The organism is Microbulbifer maximicatervae (SeqCode), from assembly GCF_052467065.1.
Genome location: NZ_CP174299.1, coordinates 4680690 through 4706612, shown reverse-complemented (window position 1 = coordinate 4706612; position 25923 = coordinate 4680690). Strand labels below are relative to the sequence as shown.

General features: G+C 48.9%; 20 protein-coding genes. 14 read left to right on the top strand and 6 right to left on the bottom strand.

Translation table 11 applies throughout. From position 1 onward, the window contains the following. Window positions 1-21 precede the first annotated feature (21 nt). On the top strand, window positions 22-1416 hold the full coding sequence (gene cysG / locus ACJJI1_RS20800) for a siroheme synthase CysG (protein WP_444928045.1): 1395 nt from the start codon (window positions 22-24) through the stop codon (window positions 1414-1416). Between the two features lie 64 nt (window positions 1417-1480). Continuing rightward, window positions 1481-1744 (top strand): hypothetical protein, encoded by a 264-nt coding sequence (locus ACJJI1_RS20795; protein ID WP_444957877.1) that lies wholly within the window; start codon window positions 1481-1483, stop codon window positions 1742-1744. A gap of 22 nt (window positions 1745-1766) precedes the next feature. Here ACJJI1_RS20795 and ACJJI1_RS20790 read toward each other — a convergent pair whose 3' ends face one another. After that, window positions 1767-4094 (bottom strand): penicillin acylase family protein, encoded by a 2328-nt coding sequence (locus ACJJI1_RS20790; protein WP_444957876.1) that lies wholly within the window; start codon window positions 4092-4094, stop codon window positions 1767-1769. Window positions 4095-4419: 325 nt separating this feature from the next. Here ACJJI1_RS20790 and ACJJI1_RS20785 point away from each other — a divergent pair, with 325 nt between their 5' ends. From ACJJI1_RS20785 to ACJJI1_RS20770, 4 genes are all read left to right on the top strand, one after another. Then, window positions 4420-6969, top strand: a complete 2550-nt coding sequence (locus ACJJI1_RS20785) for a TonB-dependent receptor (RefSeq protein WP_444913971.1) — start codon at window positions 4420-4422, stop codon at window positions 6967-6969. Window positions 6970-7331: 362 nt separating this feature from the next. Next, on the top strand, window positions 7332-8636 hold the full coding sequence (gene egtB, locus ACJJI1_RS20780; RefSeq protein WP_444957875.1) for an ergothioneine biosynthesis protein EgtB: 1305 nt from the start codon (window positions 7332-7334) through the stop codon (window positions 8634-8636). A gap of 2 nt (window positions 8637-8638) precedes the next feature. Further along, window positions 8639-9607, top strand: coding sequence for an L-histidine N(alpha)-methyltransferase (gene egtD / locus ACJJI1_RS20775; protein WP_444957874.1), 969 nt, complete (start codon window positions 8639-8641; stop codon window positions 9605-9607). 28 nt (window positions 9608-9635) lie between these two features. Further along, window positions 9636-10085, top strand: a complete 450-nt coding sequence (locus ACJJI1_RS20770) for a DUF411 domain-containing protein (protein ID WP_444916207.1) — start codon at window positions 9636-9638, stop codon at window positions 10083-10085. 9 nt (window positions 10086-10094) lie between these two features. Here ACJJI1_RS20770 and ACJJI1_RS20765 read toward each other — a convergent pair whose 3' ends face one another. Beyond that, entirely contained in the window at window positions 10095-11342 is a 1248-nt protein-coding gene (locus ACJJI1_RS20765; protein WP_444933377.1) for an ArsB/NhaD family transporter, read from the bottom strand. A 77-nt stretch (window positions 11343-11419) separates the two neighbouring features. On the opposite strand from ACJJI1_RS20765, the gene ACJJI1_RS20760 reads away from it, so the two are divergent. Further along, window positions 11420-12673 (top strand): MFS transporter, encoded by a 1254-nt coding sequence (locus ACJJI1_RS20760; RefSeq protein ID WP_413662210.1) that lies wholly within the window; start codon window positions 11420-11422, stop codon window positions 12671-12673. Window positions 12674-12707: 34 nt separating this feature from the next. Continuing rightward, entirely contained in the window at window positions 12708-13700 is a 993-nt protein-coding gene (locus ACJJI1_RS20755) for a hydrolase (RefSeq protein WP_444897503.1), read from the top strand. Between the two features lie 25 nt (window positions 13701-13725). On the opposite strand, the gene ACJJI1_RS20750 is transcribed toward ACJJI1_RS20755, so the two are convergent. Further along, the gene (locus tag ACJJI1_RS20750; RefSeq protein ID WP_282933054.1) at window positions 13726-14772 is read right to left on the bottom strand and encodes a methyltransferase domain-containing protein; all 1047 of its coding nucleotides are present in this window, start codon (window positions 14770-14772) and stop codon (window positions 13726-13728) included. 403 nt (window positions 14773-15175) lie between these two features. On the opposite strand from ACJJI1_RS20750, the gene ACJJI1_RS20745 reads away from it, so the two are divergent. Continuing rightward, on the top strand, window positions 15176-15793 hold the full coding sequence (locus ACJJI1_RS20745; RefSeq protein WP_444957873.1) for an RNA polymerase factor sigma-70: 618 nt from the start codon (window positions 15176-15178) through the stop codon (window positions 15791-15793). A gap of 2 nt (window positions 15794-15795) precedes the next feature. Further along, window positions 15796-15999 (top strand): zf-HC2 domain-containing protein, encoded by a 204-nt coding sequence (locus ACJJI1_RS20740; protein WP_444957872.1) that lies wholly within the window; start codon window positions 15796-15798, stop codon window positions 15997-15999. Window positions 16000-16042: 43 nt separating this feature from the next. Here ACJJI1_RS20740 and ACJJI1_RS20735 read toward each other — a convergent pair whose 3' ends face one another. Further along, window positions 16043-16531 carry a hypothetical protein gene (locus tag ACJJI1_RS20735; protein WP_444957871.1) on the bottom strand — a complete coding sequence of 163 codons (489 nt, stop codon included), beginning with the start codon at window positions 16529-16531 and terminating at the stop codon, window positions 16043-16045. Next, window positions 16528-17460, bottom strand: coding sequence for a DUF2092 domain-containing protein (locus ACJJI1_RS20730; protein ID WP_444957870.1), 933 nt, complete (start codon window positions 17458-17460; stop codon window positions 16528-16530). The genes ACJJI1_RS20735 and ACJJI1_RS20730 overlap by 4 nt, the downstream gene beginning before the upstream one ends. A 222-nt stretch (window positions 17461-17682) precedes the next feature. Between ACJJI1_RS20730 and ACJJI1_RS20725 the strand changes: the two genes are divergently transcribed. From ACJJI1_RS20725 to ACJJI1_RS20710, 4 genes are all read left to right on the top strand, one after another. After that, complete coding sequence (locus ACJJI1_RS20725) at window positions 17683-18075, top strand: hypothetical protein (protein WP_282933047.1); 393 nt, start codon at window positions 17683-17685, stop codon at window positions 18073-18075. A gap of 84 nt (window positions 18076-18159) precedes the next feature. Then, window positions 18160-19524: a TolC family protein gene (locus ACJJI1_RS20720; RefSeq protein WP_444957869.1), complete on the top strand. Its 1365-nt coding sequence runs from the start codon at window positions 18160-18162 to the stop codon at window positions 19522-19524. 14 nt (window positions 19525-19538) lie between these two features. After that, window positions 19539-20780 (top strand): efflux RND transporter periplasmic adaptor subunit, encoded by a 1242-nt coding sequence (locus ACJJI1_RS20715; RefSeq protein ID WP_444957868.1) that lies wholly within the window; start codon window positions 19539-19541, stop codon window positions 20778-20780. Window positions 20781-20793: 13 nt separating this feature from the next. After that, the gene (locus ACJJI1_RS20710) at window positions 20794-23940 is read left to right on the top strand and encodes an efflux RND transporter permease subunit (RefSeq protein ID WP_444957867.1); all 3147 of its coding nucleotides are present in this window, start codon (window positions 20794-20796) and stop codon (window positions 23938-23940) included. 288 nt (window positions 23941-24228) lie between these two features. On the opposite strand, the gene ACJJI1_RS20705 is transcribed toward ACJJI1_RS20710, so the two are convergent. Further along, on the bottom strand, window positions 24229-25503 hold the full coding sequence (locus ACJJI1_RS20705; protein WP_444957866.1) for a hypothetical protein: 1275 nt from the start codon (window positions 25501-25503) through the stop codon (window positions 24229-24231). Between the last annotated feature and the right edge of the window lie 420 nt (window positions 25504-25923).

The following is a 25923-nucleotide window of genomic DNA, read 5'->3' as shown; positions in this document are numbered from 1 at the left end:
GCTATTTGATGGAATAAGAAGTTGCGTTATTTACCCCTCGCATTTGATGTCAAAGATCATCCCTGTTTGATTGTTGGAGGCGGCTCCATTGCCACCCGTAAAGCTCGCTTATTGCACAAAGCGGGTGCACAGATATTGGTGGTATCCCCGGAAATTACCGATGAGCTTCAGCAAATGGTGACTGATTCTGGTGGGGAATGGTTTCAATCAGTTTATTCGAGCGAGTATTTACAGAAAGCGGGGCTGGTCGTTGCTGCATCTGATAGTGAGTCCGTGAATGCACAGGTTTCAGCCGATGCCCAGGCTCAGCGCCTACCTGTCAATGCGGTGGACGCGCCAGAGTTGTGCACGTTTACTTTCCCGGCCATTGTGGAGCGGGGAGATCTATCGATCGGTATCAGTAGTGGCGGCGCGGCTCCAGTACTGGCGCGCAGAATCAGGGCTCAGCTCGAAGCTCTGCTATCGCCGGGTCTGGGACCGCTGGTGACTTTGGCGGCGCGAATGCGCGATAGGGTTAAGGCAGCGTTGCCAGAGTCTCGCCGCAAGAATTTTTGGGAGTGGGTTTTTGCCGGCCCCGTTGCCAATCGCATGGAGGCGGGGCAACCAGCAGATGCAGAGCAGGCGCTGGTGGATGCGCTACAAGACTGGCAGGGGAGCCCCAATCCGGTGGGTGAGGTTTACCTGGTGGGTGGAGGTCCGGGAGATCCAGACCTGCTGACTTTTCGCGCACTGCGCTTGATGCAGCAGGCGGATGTGGTGCTCTACGATCGGCTGGTTTCACCGGAAGTGATGGAGTTGGTGCGCCGGGATGCAGAGCGGATCTATGTGGGTAAGCGCAAGGCTTTCCACGCGGTGCCACAGGACGATATCAATCAGCTGTTGGTAGATCTGGCCAGCCAAGGTAAAAAGGTTTTGCGGCTTAAGGGAGGCGATCCCTTTATTTTTGGTCGAGGCGGTGAGGAAATAGATAAATTGTCAGAGGCGGGGATTCCCTTTCAGGTGGTGCCGGGAATAACAGCGGCCTCTGGTTGTGCCAGTTACGCTGGTATCCCACTGACTCACCGGGATCACGCTCAATCTGTGCGCTTTATTACCGGGCACCTGAAAGAGGGTGAGTTGGACCTCCCTTGGCAAGAACTTGCGGGCCCAGCACAAACCCTGGTTTTCTATATGGGGCTTACGGGGTTACAAACCATTTGCGCTGAACTGATTAAACACGGGCTCGATGCGAATACGCCGGCGGCCTTGGTTGAAAAGGGCACTACGCGAGACCAGCGAGTAGTTGTCGGTGACTTGAGCAGCTTGCCGGCCCTTGCTGAAAACAGTGAAGTTCGAGCGCCAACACTCACCATCATTGGTGGGGTAGTGAGCTTGCATGAAAAGCTTCAGTGGTATCAGCCAAATCGAGAAGATTAAGGCAGGGACCCAATGACGCCGAGAGTACCTATACTGAAAAGGTACTCTCAGAGTGGTGTTCAATATGCTGCTTGCATTTATTCGCTTTTATTGCACCAATGCTGTGCGCTTTTTTCTCCCACCGGTCCGTGAAATAGCAATTCCTGCACAGCTAGACAGTCACACCCGGCGCTACACCTACCACTACCATCAAAAGAAGAGTTGGGTGAGAAATCTCTGGATTACATCGGCGGCACTGATGTTGTGCTTTCCAGTGCTGCCTTTCGTTGTGAGTCTTGCCTTCTTCACCACGTTTCTGTCTTTTGCAATTCTCGATGAGACTGCCTGACTTTAGCGTCCCTGCGGTACCTCTAATTTAACGTGAGTCGGTAGCGAGGCTCGCGTTCAATAAATGATGAAGTGTTTCCCTTTACCCAATCCTGATGGCCGTTGCCGAAAAATGGTGAGAGTGGATGAGCACTTTGACCTGTGGCCATATGGAAAATACCGTCTGCATCCCGGCCCGGTGAAACCACTAAGCGCTGGGATGCGCCATGAGTGGGAGACTGGAAGCGGGGCATATGGGTATCTCCTGCGAGAGGCTCCGCAGGCATTGCCAGGAACCAGTTCAGCGGTGGTATTGCTTTGCCCAGTGGATGCTGGATCTTTGCCGTATTTTCAGCACCCCAGGATTGACGCTTAAGGGGCTGATTGCTGCGATTCATTTTTTCCAGTACTTGATCCAGAGCGGCGAGCTTTATCGCGTTCCAGGATTCAAAATCCGGGTTGAGAAGCTGTTTTGGCTCTTGCTGAGCCATTTCCCAAAGTGGGTATTCAAATTGGCGCTTGAGTTGGCCGAAAGAAAACTTGGGCTGATAGCGGCGCATGTAAGTCAAAATGGGCGCTGTCGTAAGCTCCATCAACTTCAGGCGATAGTTGCGAACGATGCGATAGCCTACGGAGTCGATGGCGGCTCGGCCTCCCCAATTTTGAATCTGTATATATACCTCGCGGTAGTCTTGCTGATCTTCAAGTAAGGTGAGGAGGTGTTGCTGCCACCGCTCGAGAAAAACTGCCTGATCGTCGAGCTGGATATTTAAAAGGTCCTGCTCATTGAATTTTTCTTGAGCGAAAAGCCGTTCGCGAATTTGTTGCTGACGTGCGCCGAGCGCATAGCCGTGGTTGCCCATGAGTTTGAGATAGTCCCCATCAACGATTCGAGCGTTGGCACTCCAGATTCGGCTTGACTCTGGGTTATACAGGCGGGGGTGCTCCTGGGGGCTTAAATAACCGTCCCAATAGGCACTACCATCTGCCCAGCTGACTGATCGACTGCCATCAAACCCGACTCGCTTGGGAATAGCGCCAGCCACAGTCCAACCAATATTGCCGTTACTATCGCCAACCACTAGGTTCTGGTGGGGGATGCCTATGGTGGGGCCAAGCTCCAGAGCTTCTTCGGCGGTACGAACAACTTCCATATCAATCAAGTTCATATTGCCGCCCAGAGTGTCGTGAGCAACCCAGCGGAATGCGAGAGGAACGCCATCGTGGTTTGTACCGATAACGGGACCCCAGATAGTTGCGCGAACTTCTATGGTTTTTGGGTCGCTGCCTTTGACGGCGATAGATTCTGTTTCATAGGCAAAATTCCTCCAGCCTTCAGGCGTTTTATATTGATTGCCGTCTTCGCTGAGTTCCAGTGGAATCAGGTCACTCCAGTCGCCCCCGGTGTTGGTAAATCCCCAGGCAACTAATTCGTTGCTTCCGGCAACCATAATTGGGCCGCCTGGAAGGGTTACGCCACGGACAAATCGGTTGGTGCCAGGTATGCTCCAGCCTGCTCGGAACCAGATATTGGGAACACTCAGCCCGAGGTGCATATCGTTGGCAAGAATGGCTCCACTGTGCGCTGTCAAATTACCGCCGACCACCCAGTTATTACTGCCGTAAATTTTGTCATCACTCTCCATCGCCTGATAAACGATAGTGTCCTGTTCATCTAAAAGCGCAGAAATCGGCGTTTCTGGGAGGCTGACTTTTTCTCGTGCTTCGCCAAATAGTGGTGCGTCCCATCGCCCGCCTTGGGGAAAATAGAAAGCGTAGAGATCTGCTGGAAGCAATTCGGCTAAAGCGGTGTCGCGAAGTTCATAACTACCGCGTTCACTTTGTAGCGTCAGGTACATGCTGTAGATAGTTAACAGGCTGTCGGCAGAATTCCAGGGACGCGGTTCCTGACCCAATAACAAATACTCCCAGGGTTTTGCGGGAAGCTGGTTGAGGCCAAAATTAATACCGTTGATATATTGATCCAGAAGGGCTTTTTGTTCCGTCGGCATCGCAGCAATGTTTCGCTCTGCTCGCTGGCGAAATTGATGTAAACGTACCTTTTGATCGTGTTTTATAGTGGATGCGCCCAGTAATTCTGATAATTCCCCAGCAGAACTTCTCCGCAACAGATCCATTTGGAAAAAACGTTCCTGCGCGTGTAAAAAGCCCAATGCGAAGGCCGAACTGTTTCGGTTTTCAGAATGAATTAATGGCACTCCCTGTGAATCGCGCTCGATAACAACCGGGTCTTTTAATTCACCCGTGGTAATGGTTCCATCGAGAGAAGGCAAGCTCTGTCGGAGCCAGATCCAGGAGCCAATTAAAAATATAATTATCAAACCCAATAGGCTGAAAATTATTGCTGGCATATACCGCTTGAGAAATGGAAATGTTGTCATTGTGGTGGCCGCAAAATCTCTGAGTTAATGTCGGTAGCACTTTTTTGTGCAATTTTAATTTCACTCGCAAAGTTACTAAGCGATACAAAGAGTAACTTTTAGTGACAAAACCCAAGCTTTAAATTATAGGATTTTCCTGTCATTCACTGCTATTTCTCGAAGAACTGACTGGTCACAAGAAAAAAGTCATCGCAGGGTTTTCAATATGAAAACGCAACCGTAAGATGGCGTGCAATAACAAAAACAACAAGAAATCGAAAACATCAGGCTGTATAACAATAAACGCGAGGACGCGATGATGCACGATGTTGGTAGAGATGTAACAAACCGTAGATTCAATCTTTCCATTCTTTCTGGAACCATTGCTTTCCTCACCGCTGTCGGCTCTCACGTTCACGCTGCGGAAATTGAGGAGGTTGTCGTTACTGCGCAGAAGCGAGCGGAAAACCTACAGGACGTACCTATCGCGATTTCCGCCTTCACCGGGGAAAATATAAAAGAAGCCGGTGTCAAAAATTTGACTGACTTGGGGAAATATACGCCGGGCGTGGAAATGCACAATGATACCGCCCTGCAACCAACGTACAGTATTCGCGGCGTGCAAACTAATGACTGGACCATAGGCTCTGATCCAGCAGTGGCGGTCTATGTGGATGGGGTTTATACCGGCCGCAGTGCAGGTGCCGAGATACCGCTGACCGATATTGAGAGGGTTGAAGTCCTCAAGGGGCCTCAGGGCACACTATTCGGGCGCAATGCCACCGGTGGTGCGATCCACATTATTACCACCAAACCGCAGGCTGATGATTCTACAGAATTAAATCTAACTGCCGGTAATTATGGGCGCCAGTCGTCGGATCTTTTGGTTAATCGCCAGATTAGTGACAACCTGTATGGTCGTTTTTCGGCGTCGACAAATCGTCGCGATCCATTTGCCGATAATTTAGCAAATGGGTTCTCTGTAGGGGATCAGGATACTCAGACCTACCGCGCCTCTGTGTTGTGGGAGCCGGCGACGGATACCGAGGTGCTGTGGCGCGCCAATTACGGGATTATGGATCAAGGCAGCGCTTTGCGAACAACCATAGTGCCCAGCCTTAAAGATGAAACGGATGTTTTTGGCGACTACGCCTTGGATACCCCGACCATTGAGGATCGTGATTCCTTTGGCACATCACTGACAATTACCAAAGATTTCGATAATTTCACTTTTACTTCGATTACTGCCTACAGCGAATTCGATGCCCACCTGCAGCAGGATGAGGATGGTACCGCCAACCCGGACTATATGTTTGGGTCGGCTAATACTGATGATCAAAGCCAGTTCTCTCAAGAATTCCGTCTCAATGGTGCTACAGATACTATCAAATGGACTCTGGGAGCTTCTTACTCCGAAGAAGAGGTGGATCACACCACTTATGCCAATTTCACTACCGGATCGGTGGAATCCTTCGCCGTTTATGAAGGGGTAAAGGCTGCCTATCCAGACCTGACCCAAACCGAGCAAGAGGACTTAGCGGTTATCACCCGTGCGCAGCTACAGCAGGCGGGGTTGGAGGGAATTGCCAGCGCTTCCTTTGTCTATGACCTAATGCTGCAAACAGGCCAGGTGGATGCGTTACTCGCTCAGTTAGGGGCCACTGGTATAACCGGCGATATGCTCTATGCGGAAGATGTAGTCGGACAGATGATGGCGGGCTTCAATCCCTGGATAGCCTCGGATGCACATTGGGGGGAGAGCGTTCGCAACACAGGTGATTACCGTTCCAGTGCTATTTACGGTGATATGACCTGGAGCCTTACCGATAAGATGGACCTGACTGTCGGTGCTCGTTATACATACGATCAAAAAGATTTCACCATCCAGACGGCTTATGGCAACAGTATTCCTCTGTCACTATCCGGCGGAGATGTGCGCTTGGTTGACGGAGATGGCAACGTAATCGGCACTGTAACCCTGCCTGAGGTCGATTTGGGGTCCCAGTTGTTTGGTATTGTGTTTTTCAACAATGGCCAGCCGGTTTTGGACTCCAAATTGAGTGATAGTTGGAGCGACCTTTCCGGTCGTATAGTGCTGGATTACCGCTGGAATGACGATGTGATGACCTATGTCTCCCTGGCGGATGGTTTTAAAGCCGGTGGATTCAATAGTCTTAACTTTGGTCCCGGGGTTGAGTCATCTTTCGATCAGGAAGATGTCGTTAACCTGGAGGTTGGTCTTAAGAGCAGCCTGTTCGACAACCGAGTACGCTTGAATACCTCTATTTACACCTACGAATACAACAATTTGCAGGAGCTGGATCTGGTGGGTACTCCTATTCCCAGTTATAACTTGCGGAATTCGGATGCGGAGGGTACTGGGGCGGAGATCGAAGTACAGTGGGCAGTAACGGAGAGCTTGTTTATTGCCGGTAATTACTCCTACCTGGATACAGAGTTTACTGACTACCAGATCATCGAAGCCATTGGTGAGACTGAAGAGGACTCGAAAGTAGGTCAGTCCCGTGTATCAACGCCAGAGAATAAATTCAACCTAATGGCTGAATACACAGTGGACCTTGCATCTGGCGGGGAGTTTATTTTCCGTGGCGATTATAACTGGACAGATGAGCGAATTGGTTCGATTACTGATCGGACACGTATCGTGGAAGACTATCAGTTGTTCAACCTGCGGGCAGCCTGGAACAGCCCTTCAGATAGTTATTCTTTAGCGCTTTGGATACAAAATTTGACGGATGAAGAAATCGCTGGCGGCTATGGTGGTACTGGTGCAGCCATTGGTGCTAGCCCCGCTTGGCGGTTTATGCCGAGAATGTACGGTGCGGATTTAACGGTCCGATTTTAATTAACCCATGGGTTAATACGGCACAGGGATGTGCTGTTGTCGACCTTGGGAGGTCATTTAAAGGCCACAGGGGCATTGTGGGATTATTTAGAGCTTCTTATTTCGGCAGTAGCCTATAAAAAACGTTTAGATTGTGAAAATTGCGTCTAAATTTTGAAAGAAATATTACATAAAACAATTTTTGCTCTATTTTATTAAGTTATTCCTGTCAGCATGACGAGAGAGTGGGCCGGTTTATCCGGCCCTTTTTTTTATTGACCCTTCAAGAGAAAAATAAACTGGCGCATATACCCTTCTGTTGAATAGCTAGCCTCTAGGTTTACACCTAAAACTGCGTATGATGATTTCAATAGAGAAGAAATGTGTCGCAGTTGATTACTAATATGGCAATACACGTCGGTGAAGTAACTTTAGAGGAAGTACAACATCAACTTCTCAGTGATTACCAGAAAGTTCGTGCAGAGACAGAGAACCTCGCGTTGCCGTTATCCCCGGAGGATATGCAGTTACAGTCTATGCCGGATGCCAGTCCTACCAAATGGCACCTAGCACATACGAGCTGGTTCTTTGAGACTTTTATCCTTGCCAACCGGTTGCGGGGATATCAAACGTTTAACCCACACTTCAACCACCTGTTCAACTCTTACTACAACAGTTTGGGTACCCCCTTTGCACGCCCTAACAGGGGGCTAATTTCGCGTCCGGATAGTGCCCAGGTTTATGAATATCGAAAGTTTATCGATGACTCCATGTACCGGTTGCTCAGTGAGTACCCGATTCCTGAAAATTTGGCTGCGTTGGTCCAGCTGGGGTTGAATCATGAGCAGCAGCACCAGGAATTGATATTGACGGATATCAAGCATGCTCTATCAACTAATCCCATGGCACCAGCTTACCGGGATATGTTTCCTGAAGATGAAGACGGGGCACTGGAACCACTGCGTTGGTTGAGCATACCCAAGGACTTCTATGGGATTGGGAGTAATGGGGATGCTTTCTGCTTTGATAATGAAGGTCCTGAGCATCAGCAGTTTATCGATGACTTTGTGATTGCCTCCCGACTGGTTACCAATGGGGAGTACCTTGAATTTATAGAGGATGGTGGCTATGGACAGCATCGGCTGTGGCTTTCGGATGGTTGGTTGCATTTGCAGAAAAATCAGCAAAAGCACCCATCCTATTGGCGGCTGAACAGTGATGGTTGGCATCAGTACTCCCTCTCTGGGTTGCTACCCTTAAATCCAGCTGAGCCTGTCTGTCATCTTTCTTTCTATGAGGCAGATGCTTTCGCAACCTGGGCTGGAAAACGATTGCCTACCGAATTTGAATGGGAGGCAGCTGCTTGCCATTTACGCCAGCCGAATCAGATGGCATCAGCTAATTTCCTGGAAAAACGTTACTTCAGGCCGTTGCAGGCGCAGCGGGGGCAAACGCAGTTCTTAGGGGATTTGTGGGAGTGGACTTCCAGCGCTTACTTACCTTATCGAGGCTTCAGAGCCCGGGAGGATGCAGTAGGGGAGTACAACGGAAAGTTTATGTGTAACCAAAAGGTTCTTCGCGGTGGATCTTTTGCAACCCCGGCTGACCATATCCGGATCAGTTACCGCAACTTCTTTTATCCACACCAGTCGTGGCAATTTACCGGTATCCGTTTGGCAGGAGACTAAATGTGAAAGCAGCCGTATCATCGATGCAGGAAAGTTCACAACAAGACCATGAATTTCTCAATGATGTGTTACGGGGGTTGGCCGGAGATCAGAAAACACTACCGTGTAAATACCTATACGACGAACTTGGTTCTCAGTTATTCGAGAAAATATGTGATGTAGACGATTATTATTTAACCCGTACTGAGGCTAAGATATTCAATCAGTATCTACCGGATATTGCTGAGGAAATTGGCCCAGGGGTGCTACTGGTGGAGCCTGGTGCAGGCAACTGCGAAAAAGTAGAGGGCCTACTGCATCTTTTAAAAAGCCCTAGCGGATACTATCCCATCGATATTTCCCCGGAGATTCTCTATCTGGCGGGGCAACGAATTAAAAAAGGCTTACCTCATATTTCTATCTGGCCGGAAGTGGGTGACTTTACTCAAGCCGAAGTATGGGACAATCTGTCGAATATTGAGTCAAAAAAACGTGTGGTGTTTTTTCCTGGTTCGACAATTGGAAACTTTGAGCCGGATAGGGCGGAGCAATTGCTGGAGACGTTTGCGGCAAATTTGAGAGCGGGAGACGGCCTGCTTATCGGAACTGATTTAGTTAAAGATTCAGTTGTGCTGGAGAGGGCGTATCACGATAGTGAGCATATTACGGAGCAGTTTAACAAGAACCTCCTGCAACGAATTAACAGTGAGTTGGGAGGCAACTTTGATTTGTCATCTTTCTCTCATCGCGCCTTCTATCAGCCATTGCGACAACGCGTAGAAATGCATTTAGTTAGCCTCCGGGATCAAAGCGTCGCAATCGCTGGGGAACAAATCGTCTTTTCGGAAGGGGAGACTATTCATACCGAGAATAGCCATAAATATAAAGTGAGTAGTTTTAATACCCTGTTGATGAAAGGCGGCTTTAAACCTGTTCGCCACTGGACTGATTCCTCTGAATCTTATGCTATTCACTATGCCCAGGCTATCTAGGGAGGTTTTAGGTCTCCTTTTCTCACTGGTGATATTGGCCGCACCAGCAAGTTTTGCTGGTGCGGAGGAAAAAAAACAGTGGGATGCTGATAGTTTTATTGTGTATAAACATCCGCTTTGCTTCTGTTGTAACAAATGGGTGGATTATCTACGGGGTAACGACATTGCCGTATCTACCAGTTCTGAGCTGAATATGGCCAAAATTCGGCAGCAATGGGGTGTTCCTCGGGGGATGGAGGGTTGCCATACGGCGGTGTGGCACAACAAATATGTTTTTGAAGGCCATGTTCCCGTCAAACATATCCTGCAATTTATTTCCTCTCCTCCAGAGGATGGAATCGGTCTATTAGTACCCGGGATGCCCGTTGGTAGCCCAGGAATGGAAGTGGATGGAAAGTTTGAACCTTACAATATTTATCTGCTGCTGGAAGGGGGAGACTATCGCCCCTTTGTCCGAGTCGAGAAGCCCCAGAGTTAGCTCTTGTTTTTAGGTCTGTAGCGAGCTGTACCAAATAATATAGAGATAACTCGCTGCCACACTGATAACACTTACCGGCAACATCAATAAAAAGAACTGCCAGAAGTTAAATGGTTGCACACCAAATTTTTCCGCCTGCTGCAGCACTATTACATTGCTGGCTGCGCTGATTATAAATAGGTTACCAGCAACTGTAGATATGGCTGATAGCATCATAAGTGTTTGAGTGTCGTGTTCATGTAGCAGATTCAGGTATATTTCCACTACGGGAACATTGGAAAACAGTTGGCTGGCAAAAAAACTGACAAAAGTTACAGTTCCGGGTTCAGCCAGATTAATCCCGCTCTCGTGCAAAAAAAACTGTAGTGATCCGGACTTGAGTAGTGAGCCGGTCACTATAAACATGGAAATAAAGAAAAAGAGAGTGGGCCAGTCTACTTCTCTCAGTATTTTTCTTCTTTCATGACTTGCCAGATAAATGGGTGAGCAGGCGACCAAGCCTATTTGACCCAAGGTTGGGTGGTAAATACCTTCTACGTTATGAAGTACACTGCCTAATGCTATTAGAATTACCAGAAGGGCTGCCGACAATAGAGGTGGCCATTTTTGTGCTATCTCATTGTCCTCTCGAGGCTGAATGCCTACATTGTGACTGGGTTCGTCAACTTTAAGAAACCTTTTTAACCAAAGAATCGACAGCAGCATGGTGATTGCTGCCGGGATAAAGATCCACTCGGCAAATACCAGAAACATATTGTCAAACTGCCCTGCGTTGGCAATCAAGATATTTTGTGGGTTGCCGACAGGTGAGATCATGCTGCCGATCGTTACGGTGGCACAAAGTAAAATAAGTAGGGGTACAACACCCCAGTTCATATCCCGAGCCATCAATAGCGCGATGGGTACACCAATCACTGCTGCAGCATCATTGGTGAGAAGGGCTGCGCAGACGGCCATGATCAGGACATAGCTTGCCAGTATGGTATTGGGGTTTTTACGGGAGAGTATTCGCCTGCTGATTTGTGCTGAAATCCCTGTGTCGTATAGAGCGGATGCAATCGAAAATACAGAGAATAAGTAGAGGATTAAATCCCAATCTACAGCAAAGAATGCGTCTTTAAGTGTGATTTGCCTCAAGGCCAAAAGTGCTACTGCGCCAAGGGTCATGATGTGCCAGATACGAACGGCAGACGGTAGCCATTGGCGCACGGCTATTAGGATAAAGATGATTGCCGAGACGGTTAAGCTGATAGACATCTATCGTTATCCGAGTGTCGCTAGTCCCAACTGCTACTCTGGTTTTCAGCGTTGCTATTTTTCTGAGGCTCTATCCAGTGCAGCAGAGTGCCAACAAGGCCATTCATAAGAGTTTAAACAAACCTCTTCTCTTTACGAATTTCTTTGCTGGAGATGTGGTTGCGGGTTTGGGACCATACCTGGCTATTTACCTGCTCTCAGCCATGCACTGGAAGCCGGGAGATATTGGGGTTGTCCTGGCAATTGGCGGGGTAACCACTGTACTGCTGCAGACACCTGCTGGCGCATTTATCGATAGTACTCGCTTTAAGAGAGGGCTTATTGCTACTTGCGGGATCATTATCGGTATTGTTTCTATCACTATTGTGGAATTTACCAGCCACAAGCCATTGATTTATCTCTCCCAGGTTTTGATGGGAGGCGCAATTGCCTTCGTGGCTCCTTCTATTGCGGCAATCACACTCGGGGTTACCAGCGATAAAAACTTTACCTATCAAACCAGTGCCAACCAGGCCTCCAATCATGCGGGCAATGTCTTTGCTGCTGGGCTTGCAGCGATTCTTGCCCTGACTATTTCCGGGCAGGGGGTGTTCTGGTTGATGGCGGTTATGGGTGCCCTTATGGCGATCTCGGTAGCCTTTATTCCGGGAAAATCTATCGATCATATCCGTGCTCGGGGCGGAGAGCACAAGGATCTAGAGGGCAAAGCACAGCCGTCGGGCTTCAAGTCACTGCTGTCTGACAGGCGCCTGGTCGCTTTGGCTGTCAGCGTGTTTCTATTCCACTTTGGCAATGCCGCGATGTTGCCCTTGGTGAGTCAGAAACTGTCGATTAACTCGAATGCCGATATAGCTATTGCCTTTACATCAGCTTGTATCATCGCCGCCCAGTTTATGATGATGCTGATGTCCTTTCTGTGTGCGGCCAAAGCGGATACCTGGGGGCGCAAGCTAATCTTCCTTATCGGTTTTTTTATCAATCCGGTACGGGCGCTGTTGTTTATGTCTACGGACAATCCGTACTTCCTGGTAGCAATTCAATCCCTGGATGGCGTGGCTAATGGTATATTTGGCGTCATTATTATTTTAATGTGTGCCGACCTGACACGTGGTACGGGCCGCTTTAATGTTACCCAGGGCGCTATGGCCGCCTTGGTGGGAATTGGTTCGGCATGTAGTAATTTTTCTGCGGAATATATTGTTCAGTATTTTGGCTATGGCGTTGCTTTTCTTACTTTGGGAGCTATTGCTCTGATCGCCGGTACATTTTTTCTGATTTTTGTCCCAGAAACGAAAGGGGCAACAATCCCTAAACCATCAGCAGGAAACTGATAGCCCCGGTTGTTTCGACTATTGATAGAAATCTATGGTTAATTCTTTTTCTCCAGCCCCAGGCCTTGGCAATCGACATATTCAGACCGTATTCAGTCGTTTTCACCGCGCCACCCCCTGGATTGAGACAGATTGCCGCTGGTACGAAACGCCTGATGGCGATCGCCTTTCTTTGCATTTTCCCAGGCCGCTACGCAATGATCCCGATTATCCTCTGGTATTGATACTTCACGGTTTGGGAGGTTCGGTAGAGTCGCCCTATGTGCAGGGGCTGATGGAAACCCTTCTGGCATACCATTATCAGGTCGCTGTAATGCATTTTCGAGGTTGTGGTGGTGTGCCTAACAAGTTGCCGAGGGCCTATCACAGTGGTGACACTGAAGATCCTCGCTGGCTGGTTAGTGAACTTAAGAAACAGTTTCCATTAATGACGATTGCCGTGGTTGGCTTCTCATTGGGCGGAAATGTTGTTCTGAAAATGTTAGGTGAAGATGGTGGCCGCGGGCAGGTAGCCGCTGGGATTGCTGTTTCGGCGCCAATGGACCTCCATGCCTGTAGTCGCTACATCAACACTGGTATATCCCACCTTTATGAGCGCCACCTGATTAGCGGGCTTCGTTTGAGCCTGCTTCATAAGGCGAAAGACCCACAGTTGGCTGCGGCCTTACCCGATCTCAATTGCAGTGAGGACTTTGTCGATTTCAGGCATTTCGACAATGCTTTCACTGCGCCGTTACATGGTTTTCGTGATGTGGATGAGTATTACACCCAGGCATCCAGTAAGCCTTTACTCAAAGATATTCGCACGCCGACTTTGATTATCAACGCCGTTGATGATCCTTTTATTTGTCCATCAGCGATACCTGTAACCAGCGAAGTTAGTTCTGCTGTCGATTTGGCGGTGAGTGATCGAGGGGGGCATGTAGGGTTTATAGATGGGACGGTATGGAGCCCCAGTTATTGGCTGGAGAAAAAAATACCCTACTTTTTGGGGGCAGTCGTTGGGTTTCCAAAGGGAGCCCGTTAGGGGGCTCCCATTTCCAGGCTCAGGGTTAACAGCACTGGGTACTCGATTGATCCGCTTCGGGAGTGTCGCTGGCAAATGGCATTTCCTTGCCGCAGCCGGGAAACAGGCCAAAGTGCCGTGAAAAATCGCCAATAAACTCGAAGTGGGGTGCGAGACGGGTCTCTGCGAGCATTCTCCAAGTATTACCGCACACAGGGAATACTCGTCCGGTCTCAATAATGTGGTGTCCATCGAGAACGAATTGATCGGCAGAGCCCGGTAGTGTGCCTTTGTAAATCACTGCTTGGCCGTAATCCTCACAGTCTTTTTCCAGTTGCGCTAATTTGAACAATCGATAAGTGGCGGAAAAAAATCGAATTGATCCACAGCGCTGGGCCAGGGTTGGGTTGGTGATAAGTAATGGCCGACTCTCCACCAGGCGTGGATCGCGGAAGCCGCTGCCCTGAGCAATTTCCAGAAAGTCATTCCAGTAGAGTGCGCCCCCAAGACACTCGCCAAACAGCTCGGGGTCAGAGCTAATTGCGGGGGGAATGCGGCGGTCGGCATAGACATCGGAGAAGTAAAATTCTCCCCCTTGTTTCAGCAGCCGGAACAAGCCTTTGAGTACAGCATCTTTGTCTGTGGAAAGGTTAACCACACAATTGGAAATGATCACATCAAAGCTTTCAGGCTCTAATTCCAGTTCCTCCAGCTTTTCGATGTAGCCGTGCAGGAAGCGGACATTGTCATAGCCAAACTTGTCGGCGTGATGGGCTTGGTGCCGCCTGGCCACAGCCAACTGCTCTTCCGTCATATCGACACCTACTACTTCACCTTTTGGGCCTACCAACTGGGAGAGCAAGTAAATATCCCGGCCTGAGCCACAGCCAAGATCCAGTACCCGGCAGCCTTCCAAAAGTGGAGGGCAGACAAGTCCGCAGCCGTAATAGCGGGATAGGACATCGGGATGAATATTGGACAGCAATGGTTTTAGCCACTCTGGCATATCGCTGGGGTCACAACAGGCATTGGTCTTCAGGTCTGAAGAGTTCTTTAGTTGGCGTCCGTAGTAGTCCTGTACTAAATCGTGCATTGGCTCTTTACCTATTGCGGGGGTTAACCAAAAAGGCGCAGTTGCGCCGGTATTGGCGCTCTTTGTAATTTTGCTGAGGAAGTGTAACAAGTCTGCGGTTCCCGCGACTAAAAACCAGAGGAATCACGGAGGAGTTGAGGAGTTAGAGGTTCTTCTGGCCAAAGGTTTCCGCTTTCGAATCTGATGCAGAGCTCTATACTGGCATGATATTTCACTCATTCTGGCTCGAGAGGCGGGGTAAAGCAGAAAAGTCTCAATTGGCACAAAAATACCAGCATGATGCACTGGATATTTCAGAATTAGCAAAATTGCCTTTTGGCGCCAGTGGGAATTGGTTTGTAGAGAATCGCATTATTTTCGTTAATATCGACTCTCTCCGCTTCGATATTATGAGGGAACGTAATTGAGCGATCACCTAGCTCCCAGTGCTTCGACAGAGTCCGCCGAGGATTCCTTACAGAATTCGCAGTTCCTGGTGGATTTGCGCCAGCAGATGCTGCGTTTTGCCAGTTTGCAGTTGCAGGATACGCAGTTGGCTGAGGATGCCGTTCAAGAAGCATTGATGGGTGCCCTAAAGAACTCGCGCAGCTTTTCCGGTCGCTCGGCTTTGAAGACCTGGGTCTTTGCCATTCTCAAGAACAAGATTGCCGACATATTGCGACAGAGACAGCGCTTCGTAGATGCGGATCAATTGGTTCGTGGGGATAGGGAAGAATATGATCACGACGAGCTGTTTGATCAGACGGGGCACTGGCAGAAGGATGAAAAGCCCAAACGCTGGGCTGATCCTGAGTCCGCAATCCACGACAAGCATTTCTGGCGAATCTTCGAGGCCTGCCTCAGCCATCTTCCTTCGCGCCAAGCGCAGATCTTTATGATGAGGGAATTTATTGAGCTGGAAAGCCATGAGATCTGTGCTGCTGTGGAGATTACCGTTAGCAACTTGAATGTCACATTGCACAGGGCGCGCCTTCGCTTGCGCGAGTGTCTGGAAGATAACTGGTTTGGTGTGGAGAAGTGACAATGATGAAGACCTGCCGGGAAGCCACGAGGCTGATGTCTGAGTCCCAGGAGCGGGACCTGCTCATTTCCGAGAAGGCGAGTTTGAAATTACATTTGGCGGTTTGTGGAGCTTGCCGCAATTTCAATAAGCAGATGAAGACCCTCAGGCATATCACCAAATCCTATGCCGAGGGTGGCCCGGAGAAAGCAGATACCGAAAAATAGTATTTCGCACTTCTCTGGGGCCACTTTTCCCATATGAATGTCCCTAGCGGGGAGGGCGAACCGGACGGTAGGCGATATGGCCACCGACAAAGTGCGGTTCATACCAGTAGGACCCGCAGTGCTCATAGGTGACGTTACCAACAGTTACTGCAACACAGCTGCGAGGCAACGTATATAGCCATCCACCAACACCTACGGCCGCTGCGGTACCCCAAAATGCTGGTCCCGGGTATGGCCAGTAGTGGGGGCGCCAAGGTGGCGGTGGGTAGGGTGGGCGATGCGGGCGAAATGGAGGATGATTTGGAAAACGCCTCGCAAACTCTCCCGGCGCATAGCCACCGTGGAATCCTCCGCCCATCGGGCGCATCCCATTAAAATGTCCCCCAATATTGAAATGAGCCCCACCACCACCAAACCGACCAAAGGCTTCGGCTGAGGGACTGGCCAATGCAGTCAGTAGTGCCCCCGTGACCAGGGCAGGCATAACCAGTTGTGCAAGGAAACCCGTCTTTTGACCGTTGCGATGCATCATGGTGTGGCCTCCTTATTGGGTTCCGCCTTCTTAAACTGGATCAGCTTGAGCTTGTCGATGGAAGGGGTAAATTGCCCGGCGGCACCAGGTTTGGCTTCCATCCATTTCAAGGTGGCAATAAAGCGCGGCTTGGCGGGGTCGCGGGTGTTAACTGTTGAAATACGCAGGGGCAGGGGCTTGTCACCAGCCTTGATCCAGATTTCCCAGTCCAGGTTTTCAGAGCGAAATGCCCAGTGCTCGGTTTTTTGGCCGTCAACCATAGGCCGGTTTACCAGAAAGCCTTCTTTGATACCGGACCAAACATTTTCCTTCCTTCCCCATTCGAGGAGGTCGGCAAAAGGAATCTCAATGCCGTAATCCTTGGCGGCTTTGGTCAAAACTTCCGCTGTAGGCTGGGGTGCTTCCATTTCTGCGAAATAACCATCGCGGGGAGCAATCACGGTAAACTTATCGCCATTGTGAATAAACTGTCGGGTAATAGAATCTGTTTTCAGGTCTACACGCAGTTGCTTCGGTGGCATTGCCATATATTTGACGGTACCGCCAATCAGGAGCTTTTCCTGATTTTCCAGAACGACCTCAGTGAATATATCGGCGTTAAACATCATCATTTTGAGGCTGGCGAGGTAGTCACCCATTCGTTTCAAGGTTGCCATCGCCTTGGGGTCTAGGGGCTCGTTTGATTCCATGGCCCCCATTTGGCCTTGAGGAGGTTTGCCTTGCTGCATTTGCCCTGGTGGCTGGGGGGGATTGCTGTCATCGTTCGATTGAGTGGGGTGCCCTGGTGGCGGGGTTTGGCCTTGGGAGCCAGTGCTATCGGGTTGCGGGGGTGGAGTCGGGTTTTGAGCGACAATCGCAGGGGCTAATGCCACCGTCGCTGCAAGAATCAGCGCCTTAGCCAAGCCACCAAAGGGTTGAAAAGCAAGCATTTACCGGTACCTCCCAATACATAGCCATAGTTGTGGCATCTGAATCAGTGTAGAGGAGAACCTTCGCGCCTGCCGTTGCGTAAAAACGAGTATTGAAACAAGACTGGCTATCCAGAATTGCTGGTCAATAAGCTGTTGTTTTACAAAACTTTTGCCGTATTCAATTGAGGCTCCGGGTTATGTTTGCTAGAGTCGGTCTATTATTGATACTAGCCTGCTCCTATGAATGTGGTTCGTCTGTCATTTTTATTGATTGCGCTGCTGATTTTCCAGACAGCTGGCGCCTTCTATGACAGTCATGATGAGCTAGAAGATATCACCATCCACTTCTCTTCAAATCATATTGATCAACTCCCGGGGGTAGCTCCTACTGACGAGCCTGATGGGGGTTCCGTCACTTTCTCGCTGCCTTCCTCCGGTGAAGAGCAATCTACACCGACGTTGGATTTCTGTAATCACTGTTGCCATTGTCACGGAATTAATGCAACCGGGCTTTTGGGGCAGTCTTATCAACCTCTTCTTCGGGGCACTATCAGTTACAGTGACACAATCAGTGCAGCTGCGCCCTCAGGTTATTTTTCTCCACTTTTACGCCCACCTATAACCCAAGTCTGATTAGTTAAATACAGCGTGTGCCGCTATAGAAGTATGTAGCTTTTGCTCGCACACGATGATCGAGTTGTGACTTGGGAGAATTCCATGGATTTTTTTTCCACGCTCTCGCTGAGCGTGATTGGTCGTGCATCCTTTAGATTTTTGTTGACGACCGCTCTACTTATATCTGCGCAAGCTACCTCTGCGCAGAAGGGAGAAGTATTGACGTTGCCAGAGGCAATACAGAAAACTCTGGCACAAAATCCCCAGATTGCAGTTTTTCCACTCCAGCAATGGGCATTGGATGGTGCTGAGTTCACAGCCGGCCTACGTCCTGCATGGGATTTTGGTTTCGAAGCTGAGTATGCGGTATACGGAGATGATGGTTCATCAAGCTCAAGCTCAGGCTCCCCCGGCCGGCCCGGTCCGCCAAGTGACGACGATGATGATGATGACAAGGAACTTGAGCTGACTGCTTCTTTGTCATCAGTTATTGAGTTGGGGGGCAAACGCCAGGCTCGAATTGATGTTGTCAATGCTCAGCGGGATCTCTTAATTGCCGATGAGCAAGCGACAGCACTGGATGTCTTGGCCGAGGTGGTTCGTGGTTATGCGCAAGTTCTCGCCGCCGCAGAATTATTGATTCTGGAAAAAGAGAAGGTCTCGCTGGCGCAAGAAGCGTTGGACGCTGTAATTACAAGGGTCAATGCTGCTGCGTCCCCCATAGCTGAACGTATGCGGGCTGAGTCTGCACTGGCGAATGCCATTTTGGCCGCCGAGGCACAGGAGCGAATGCTGAGCTACTACAAGTACGCACTATCCGCGCTGTGGGGGCAACCTACTCAGGACTTTGCAGTTGACTCCAGCGTGCTCTTCCGATTTGAGCCAAATGCCAGCTTTGATGTTCTGTACGAGCGGGCTCAGGAAAACCCTTCTATTGCCCGTTTTGCCTCTGAAGAGCGCTTGCGCGCATCTCACCTGCATCTGACACAAGCGAAATCGACCCCCGATATTGGTTGGTATGCAGGCTATCGGAACGACAAAGAAGATGATGAGAATGCTGTCGTTGTTGGCTTTAACGTACCGCTTTTTACCGGGCGGCGTAATCGGGGTAAAGAGATTTCTGCAATGGCTGAGCTGGAACAGGTTCAGTTGGATAGAGAAGCGGCATTGCTAAAGCTCTATCCCCAGCTTTTCTTGGCGGTAACGAGCCGTGAACAAGCGCTGGCCATTGTTGACGAAATGCAAAATACCGTTATTCCCACATTGCGCAAGGCGCTTTCTGAGGTTGACCGGGCCTATCGCCGGGGGCGCTATTCCTATGTTGAGTTGATCTCTGCCCGCGAGGAATTGCTCGATGCTGAGCGCTCGAGAATTGTGGCGGCACGTTCTGTTCATGTGTATGGAGCGGAAATTGAGAGATTAACTGCCCGGCCATTAGGTGTCGTGGTTGTCGAGAGCAGTAGATGAAGTTGAGTTTAAAAATGAGCAGATTAAATAGAACTTTAAAGCTAGCGATGCTGTTCCTATTCCTTTTGGTACCTTTAGGGTGGGTGGCAAATTTTAGTTATGCCAGTGGCTCCCACGGTGGAGATCATCATCAAGAAGAAAGTAAAGGGCCACATGGGGGCCGCCTCTTAGAGCAGGGGGATCTCGTGGTTGAGCTGGCTCTGGTAGAGCGGAGTGGTGGCGCTGAGTTTCGCGCATGGGTTCAGGAAGACGGAAAAGCGCTAGACAATGCAGAATTGACCCTAACTCTAGTTCGACTAGGGGGAGAGTCACAACATATTGCCTTACACCGCGATACAAATATTGATTACTGGCGCAGCCAAGAAAATCTGGCTGAACCTCATTCATTCGACATTGAACTCTCTTTGACTCACAAGCGAGGCCGTGCCAAATGGCAGTTTGAATCATATGAAGGAAGAGTAAAAATAGATGAAAATACAGCGGAAAAGGCCGGTATTAAAACTGCTATAGCTGCCCCTGGTGTCATTCAAGAGCGCATTACCCTTTACGGTAAAACTACTATTGATCATCGCAGTCTCAGTCATGTTCGTGCTCGTTATCCTGGCACAGTTGTCACGATTGAGAAAGCGTTGGGAGATTCAATACAGAAAGGAGAAAAGCTGGCAACAATTGAGTCCAATGACAGCTTGCAAACCTACTCCTTGATAGCGCCTATTAGCGGTCAGATTATTGATAAGCAGGCCAGTCGAGGGGAGTTTAGCGGTGATCGGGTGCTGTTTACGATTGCGAACTACAAGCAAATATGGGCAGAGCTTCAAGTATTCCCCACTCGCCGGGGACAAATTGCTCGCGGGCAAAAAGTTTCTATTACCGCCGATGGGCTCTCATTTGATTCGACAATTGTCAGCTTGGCACCGGGGGGCAATGGCACGCCTTTCGCAATAGCCCGCGCGATGATTGAGAATCCAGAGGACATTTGGACAACAGACCTGATGGTTCAAGGAGATGTGGTTACCCATGAGAGTCCTGCGCCTTTAGTGGTGGAAAATCAAGCGCTACAACCCTTCCGCAATTGGACCGTTGTGTTTGTAAAAGTAGGGGATGCTTATGAGATTCGCCCACTGGAACTTGGGCGGACCGATGGCAGGGTTACAGAGGTATTAAGTGGACTCAACCCTGGAGACCGCTACGTCACTGAAAACAGTTACTTAATCAAGGCGGATGTAGAGAAATCCGGCGCTGCTCACCACCATTAATTGAGGCCAGAAGATGATTGAAAGCATCCTGCGCTTCTCCATTGAGCGGCGTTATTTCGTATTGTCCCTAATTTTTATTCTGGTGGGGCTCGGGGTTTGGAGTTACCAGAAACTCCCTATTGATGCGGTTCCCGATATCACCAATGTTCAGGTGCAGATTAATACTGAAGCACCTGGTTACTCGCCTTTAGAAGCTGAGCAGAGAATCACCTATCCGGTAGAGGCGGCACTTGCCGGACTTCCCAACTTGGAGTACACCCGTTCGATTTCGCGCTACGGGCTATCCCAAGTGACCGTGGTTTTCAAAGAGGGGACAGATCTCTATTTTGCGCGAAACTTAATAAACAGTCGTCTGGGTACCATCGAGAGCAATCTGCCCCCGGAGTTGGAGCCGGAGATGGGGCCTATTGCCACCGGGCTCGGTGAGATCTTTATGTATACCGTGGAGGCTCTGCCCGGAGCAACCCAGCCCAATGGTCAGCCCTACGACGCCACTGCACTGAGGGAGATTCAGGATTGGATTATTAAACCGCAATTGTCTCTCGTTCCGGGGGTTACGGAACTAAATACTATCGGTGGCTATAACAAGCAGTATCACGTAACACCGGACCCCCGCCAGATGCTTAACTTCAGCGTATCTATGGAGGACATTGCCGAAGCTTTGCGTCGCAACAACGAAAGTCGAGGTGCTGGCTATCTGGAAAATAATGGACGCCAACTGTTAGTGCGTTCACCGGGACAACTACAGAATATCGGAGAAATTGAAGACGTAGTAATTACCAGCCGATCCGGGGTGCCGGTTAAAATTTCTGATGTTGCTGAAGTGGCTATTGGTAAAGAGCTGCGTACCGGTGCTGCTACGCGAGATGGTGAAGAAACCGTATTGGGCACCGCTATGATGCTGGTGGGGGAAAACTCCCGCGAGGTGGCGCGCAATGTGGCGGAAGCTTTGGAGCAAGTAAAATCCACTGTACCTGAAGGTGTAAAGGTGGAAGCTGTTTATGATCGCACGACGCTCGTGGACAAAGCCATCGCTACCGTGCAGAAAAACCTTATTGAAGGTGCGTTGCTGGTAGTCGTCGTGCTGTTCTTGCTGCTTGGAAATATTCGGGCTGCCTTTATTACAGCTGCTGTAATCCCGCTGTCCATGCTCGCCACTATATTTGGTATGGTGCAAACCGGTGTTTCTGCCAACCTGATGAGTCTCGGTGCGCTCGATTTCGGTCTGATTGTCGATGGGGCTGTAATTATCGTAGAAAATGCGATTCGCAGGCTCGCCGAAGCCCAACAGCGCAAGGGCGGTAAGTTACCTCTGCAAGAGCGACTGGAGCTGGTATTCCAGGCCACCAATGAAGTGATTCGCCCGAGCCTTTTTGGAGTGTTGATTATCACGGTGGTGTATATTCCTTTGTTCACACTGACTGGTGTCGAAGGAAAGATGTTTCACCCTATGGCCGCTACTGTGGTTATGGCGTTATTGGCTGCATTGGTTCTTTCTCTCACCGTAGTACCTGCAGCAGTTGCTGTTTTTCTCACCGGGAAAGTCAGTGAAAAAGAAAATAAGGTGATTGTTGCTACTAAGTCACTGTACAAGCCGCTTTTAATTGCCGCAATGAAAGTGCGTTGGCTGGTACTATCAGGGGCTCTTGCTTTAGTACTGTTTTGTAGTTGGCTAGCTACTACTCTCGGTTCTGAGTTTATCCCTCAGCTTAATGAGGGCGATATTGCACTACACGCTTTACGTATTCCGGGGACTGGCCTCGAGCAGTCGGTGGAAATGCAGCGTCTACTAGAGCAGCGCATTAAGGAGTTCCCCCAGGTAGACAAGGTATTTGCAAAAATTGGTACTCCAGAGGTGGCTACAGATCCAATGCCTCCGAATGTGGCTGATAACTTTGTGATCCTGAAACCCAGAAACCAATGGCCCGATCCAAAACTGCCTCAGGAGCAATTAGTGGCAGAAATCGAAGCAGCCGTTCGAGAGCTACCAGGTAATAACTACGAATTTACCCAGCCAATCCAGATGCGTTTCAACGAGTTAATTTCTGGTGTGCGTGCAGATCTGGGCATCAAAGTATTTGGTGATGACCTGGACCAGCTGGTCGCTTCGTCTAATCAAATCCTGGGTGTGTTAAATGGGATTGAGGGTGTAGCCGATGCTCGAGTAGAGCAGGTTGAAGGTCTGCCAGTTCTCTCTGTAGTCCCCAAGCGTATAGCGCTTGCCCGCTATGGTATCGACCTGAAAACCCTACAGGACTTGGTATCAACCGCAATTGGTGGGGAATCTGCAGGGCTGATTTATGAGGGTGACCGCCGCTTCCAATTGGTAGTAAGGCTGCCGGAAGGGCTGCGCCGGGACTATGAAAACCTTGGTGACTTACCTGTACCTTTACCCGCTGGTAGCCCGCTAGGTAGCTATGTGCCCTTGTCTGAAGTAGCCAATCTTGAAATGACACCGGCTCCCAATCAAGTCAGTCGTGAAAATGGCAAGCGCCGTGTAGTGGTAACCGCGAATGTACGCGATCGCGATTTAGGATCTTTTGTAGAGGAGGCAAAAGCCCAAATCCAACAACAGGTGTCTTTGCCTGCCGGTTACTGGTTGGTATATGGAGGTACATTTGAACAACTGGAATCTGCAAGTACGCGTCTTTCTATCGTTGTCCCGCTGACGCTTTTGGTAATCCTCGGTCTTCTAGTAATGGCTTTCGGCTCATTCAAAGATGCCTTGATCATTTTTACAGGAGTTCCCTTAGCGCTAACTGGCGGGGTGCTAGCTCTATGGCTGCGCGGTATGCCTCTATCGATTTCTGCAGGGGTTGGGTTTATTGCCCTTTCTGGTGTTGCGGTTTTAAACGGCCTGGTAATGCTGTCATTTATTCGTCAGCTGCGGCAACAGGGCGGTGAGCTTTTGGTTTCGATTATTGACGGAGCAATGATTCGTCTTCGTCCTGTACTGATGACTGCTCTGGTCGCCAGCTTGGGGTTCGTGCCTATGGCATTGAATGTGGGTACCGGCGCAGAGGTACAAAGGCCCCTGGCCACGGTTGTGATTGGGGGGATTATTTCTTCCACACTTCTAACTCTGTTTGTACTTCCGTTACTTTATCGGATTGTGCATGGCAGGGGAGGAAACGAGATGGCTAAAAACTCTATTAAGTAGATGTTTCTGCCTACTTCACCTCACAAAAGAGGTGAAGTAGGTGTAGAACCAATGAGGCAAGATTCAGTTAATTTATTGACTCCTAGTGACGCTCTAAACAAAAGGTATGAGTGCAGGTCGTTCGGCGTCCTAATAAACTCCCCTATAAGTCTGTAAGATAATCTTAGTGTTTAATATACAGACTGCGTATGGTTTAAATGCATTGCTTTTATGGCGCTGTGTTTTTGAGAGTGGTACATGCCGAAAGTGACTCGATAGCTTGAGACGCCTAGTTTATGTGCAGCTGATTCATATCAAATTCTTTAGATTGTTGATATATTTTTCAGCAAAATTTAAAGCGTTATTTCTTTTTGTCAGTGGCTCACAGTATGAAAAGACAAAAACGGAACTTTTTTCTGTTGAATAAGTGCTCAATGATATTGGATGGGCTCCGTGAGTTTGGAGTGAGGTACCTATGATAGGTTCAAAAAAATTCATGTGCACACCCAGGGATTCCAGGTTACCCAAGTTGGATACGCATAATCCTTCAAGAAAGTAGGGATTGTTGGTTTCGTATTTTTCAACCCACTCAATAATATTCCCTAAATCATAGTTCTTGTGAAAGTTAAACTTACAATATTCGCCGGACTCTGCCTGCCGATCAAGTTCAATCTGTAAGTGCTTTGCCAGCTCCCAGGTGTTCTCGATATCGATATCTGGTGTAACCTCAAGAGTAGTAACTGCAGAAAAGGTACCAATAACGCTTAACTCGATTCCGGTGCCGCATAGGTCGCGGACATCCATGGGTAATAATATTTTGATCCATTCTCTGTGATTTGGCAGTATGTTTGATGCCTGGATGGCAATAGCACAAAAAAGCGCACTAGGTCTTACTTTGTGTTTTCTGCCAATAGTTGCAACGTGAGAGAGTTCCTCCAAAGGAAATTTGCGATATAAAATATGGCCCTCCCGTTCAGTAACAAAAGCGGCTTCTTCTACTGGCCATTTAAATAAATTTTCTTTAATTCCAGATGTTTGCTGGTTGGAGAAATGCTTGCTTGAATCAAAGTAGGTCTCAACAGGGTCGTATAACGGCTGTCTATCTAACCTGAATCTTCCTTGATCCAAAAAATACAAATCTAAAATATAGAATATTATCCCGGCAGACCGGCCGTCCAATGCAGCATGATTACTGACCATAGATATGTAGTCGACTTTACCGAGTGAATTTAGATAGAAGGAAAGAGTATATGTACATGCTTCAACGTTGAGTCCTGTTTTACCTCTGCGAGTATATTCGTATTCAATATTAATGGGTTTTGAAAGCTCCCTTATCTCTAAAAGGATATCCTCAAAGGGTACGTCGCAATACCAGCGCAGTTGCTCACCTGACTCAACACGAGCCTGTAGAAGGGGGTAAATTTTATGGATTAAAGAAAAGGCAGTTTTAAGTTGCTCAACACTCAGTGGAATTAGAACTCTATAAAAGGAAACTAGCAAGGTTCCCCCGCAAGTTCTCCTGGCTAGCTCGGTAAATAATGCTTCTTCAGGCCCCAGCACCCTGGAGAGCTCTCGGCTGGACATAGGTGCTCTTTCCAAGAACAGATTGACTTAATGTCAAACTTAATAAAATAGAAGTTAAGATGCAAAGATATTGATGCCTAAATATTACTTGCTTATCTATATATACATGTTCGGAGTACATAAGTGTTGGCTAAGATTTGTCGTGGCTTGATCTAATGTTGACTGGTTTGAGGTGCATTACTTGAGTGGGGGTATGGGGCAATAGCTCCTTTGGAATACATGTATGCCTTTCAATAAAGCTAGTAATGTCGCCTCCTTTTGGTAGGTTACATTAAAAATCAAGTACTGAATTTTATATGGTTTATTGGCTTAAGGTTGATGTTTGGTGAAATCTGTGAGATGTATATGATATGACTGACTGTACTTGGTTGGCGTTGCCAATATTTCCTTACATTGATTTTTGGTGGTCACTTGTAGTGA

What these genes read in the sequence shown, in the direction of transcription:
- ACJJI1_RS20795 (WP_444957877.1), top strand. Translation starts at nt 1,481, where the DNA reads ATGCTGCTTGCATTTATTCGCTTTTATTGCACCAATGCTGTGCGCTTT.
- ACJJI1_RS20790 (WP_444957876.1), bottom strand. Translation starts at nt 4,094, where the DNA reads ATGCCAGCAATAATTTTCAGCCTATTGGGTTTGATAATTATATTTTTA.
- ACJJI1_RS20785 (WP_444913971.1), top strand. Translation starts at nt 4,420, where the DNA reads ATGATGCACGATGTTGGTAGAGATGTAACAAACCGTAGATTCAATCTT.
- ACJJI1_RS20765 (WP_444933377.1), bottom strand. Translation starts at nt 11,342, where the DNA reads ATGTCTATCAGCTTAACCGTCTCGGCAATCATCTTTATCCTAATAGCC.
- ACJJI1_RS20755 (WP_444897503.1), top strand. Translation starts at nt 12,708, where the DNA reads ATGGTTAATTCTTTTTCTCCAGCCCCAGGCCTTGGCAATCGACATATT.
- ACJJI1_RS20750 (WP_282933054.1), bottom strand. Translation starts at nt 14,772, where the DNA reads ATGCACGATTTAGTACAGGACTACTACGGACGCCAACTAAAGAACTCT.
- ACJJI1_RS20740 (WP_444957872.1), top strand. Translation starts at nt 15,796, where the DNA reads ATGATGAAGACCTGCCGGGAAGCCACGAGGCTGATGTCTGAGTCCCAG.
- ACJJI1_RS20735 (WP_444957871.1), bottom strand. Translation starts at nt 16,531, where the DNA reads ATGATGCATCGCAACGGTCAAAAGACGGGTTTCCTTGCACAACTGGTT.
- ACJJI1_RS20730 (WP_444957870.1), bottom strand. Translation starts at nt 17,460, where the DNA reads ATGCTTGCTTTTCAACCCTTTGGTGGCTTGGCTAAGGCGCTGATTCTT.
- ACJJI1_RS20725 (WP_282933047.1), top strand. Translation starts at nt 17,683, where the DNA reads ATGAATGTGGTTCGTCTGTCATTTTTATTGATTGCGCTGCTGATTTTC.
- ACJJI1_RS20720 (WP_444957869.1), top strand. Translation starts at nt 18,160, where the DNA reads ATGGATTTTTTTTCCACGCTCTCGCTGAGCGTGATTGGTCGTGCATCC.
- ACJJI1_RS20715 (WP_444957868.1), top strand. Translation starts at nt 19,539, where the DNA reads ATGAGCAGATTAAATAGAACTTTAAAGCTAGCGATGCTGTTCCTATTC.
- ACJJI1_RS20710 (WP_444957867.1), top strand. Translation starts at nt 20,794, where the DNA reads ATGATTGAAAGCATCCTGCGCTTCTCCATTGAGCGGCGTTATTTCGTA.
- ACJJI1_RS20705 (WP_444957866.1), bottom strand. Translation starts at nt 25,503, where the DNA reads ATGTCCAGCCGAGAGCTCTCCAGGGTGCTGGGGCCTGAAGAAGCATTA.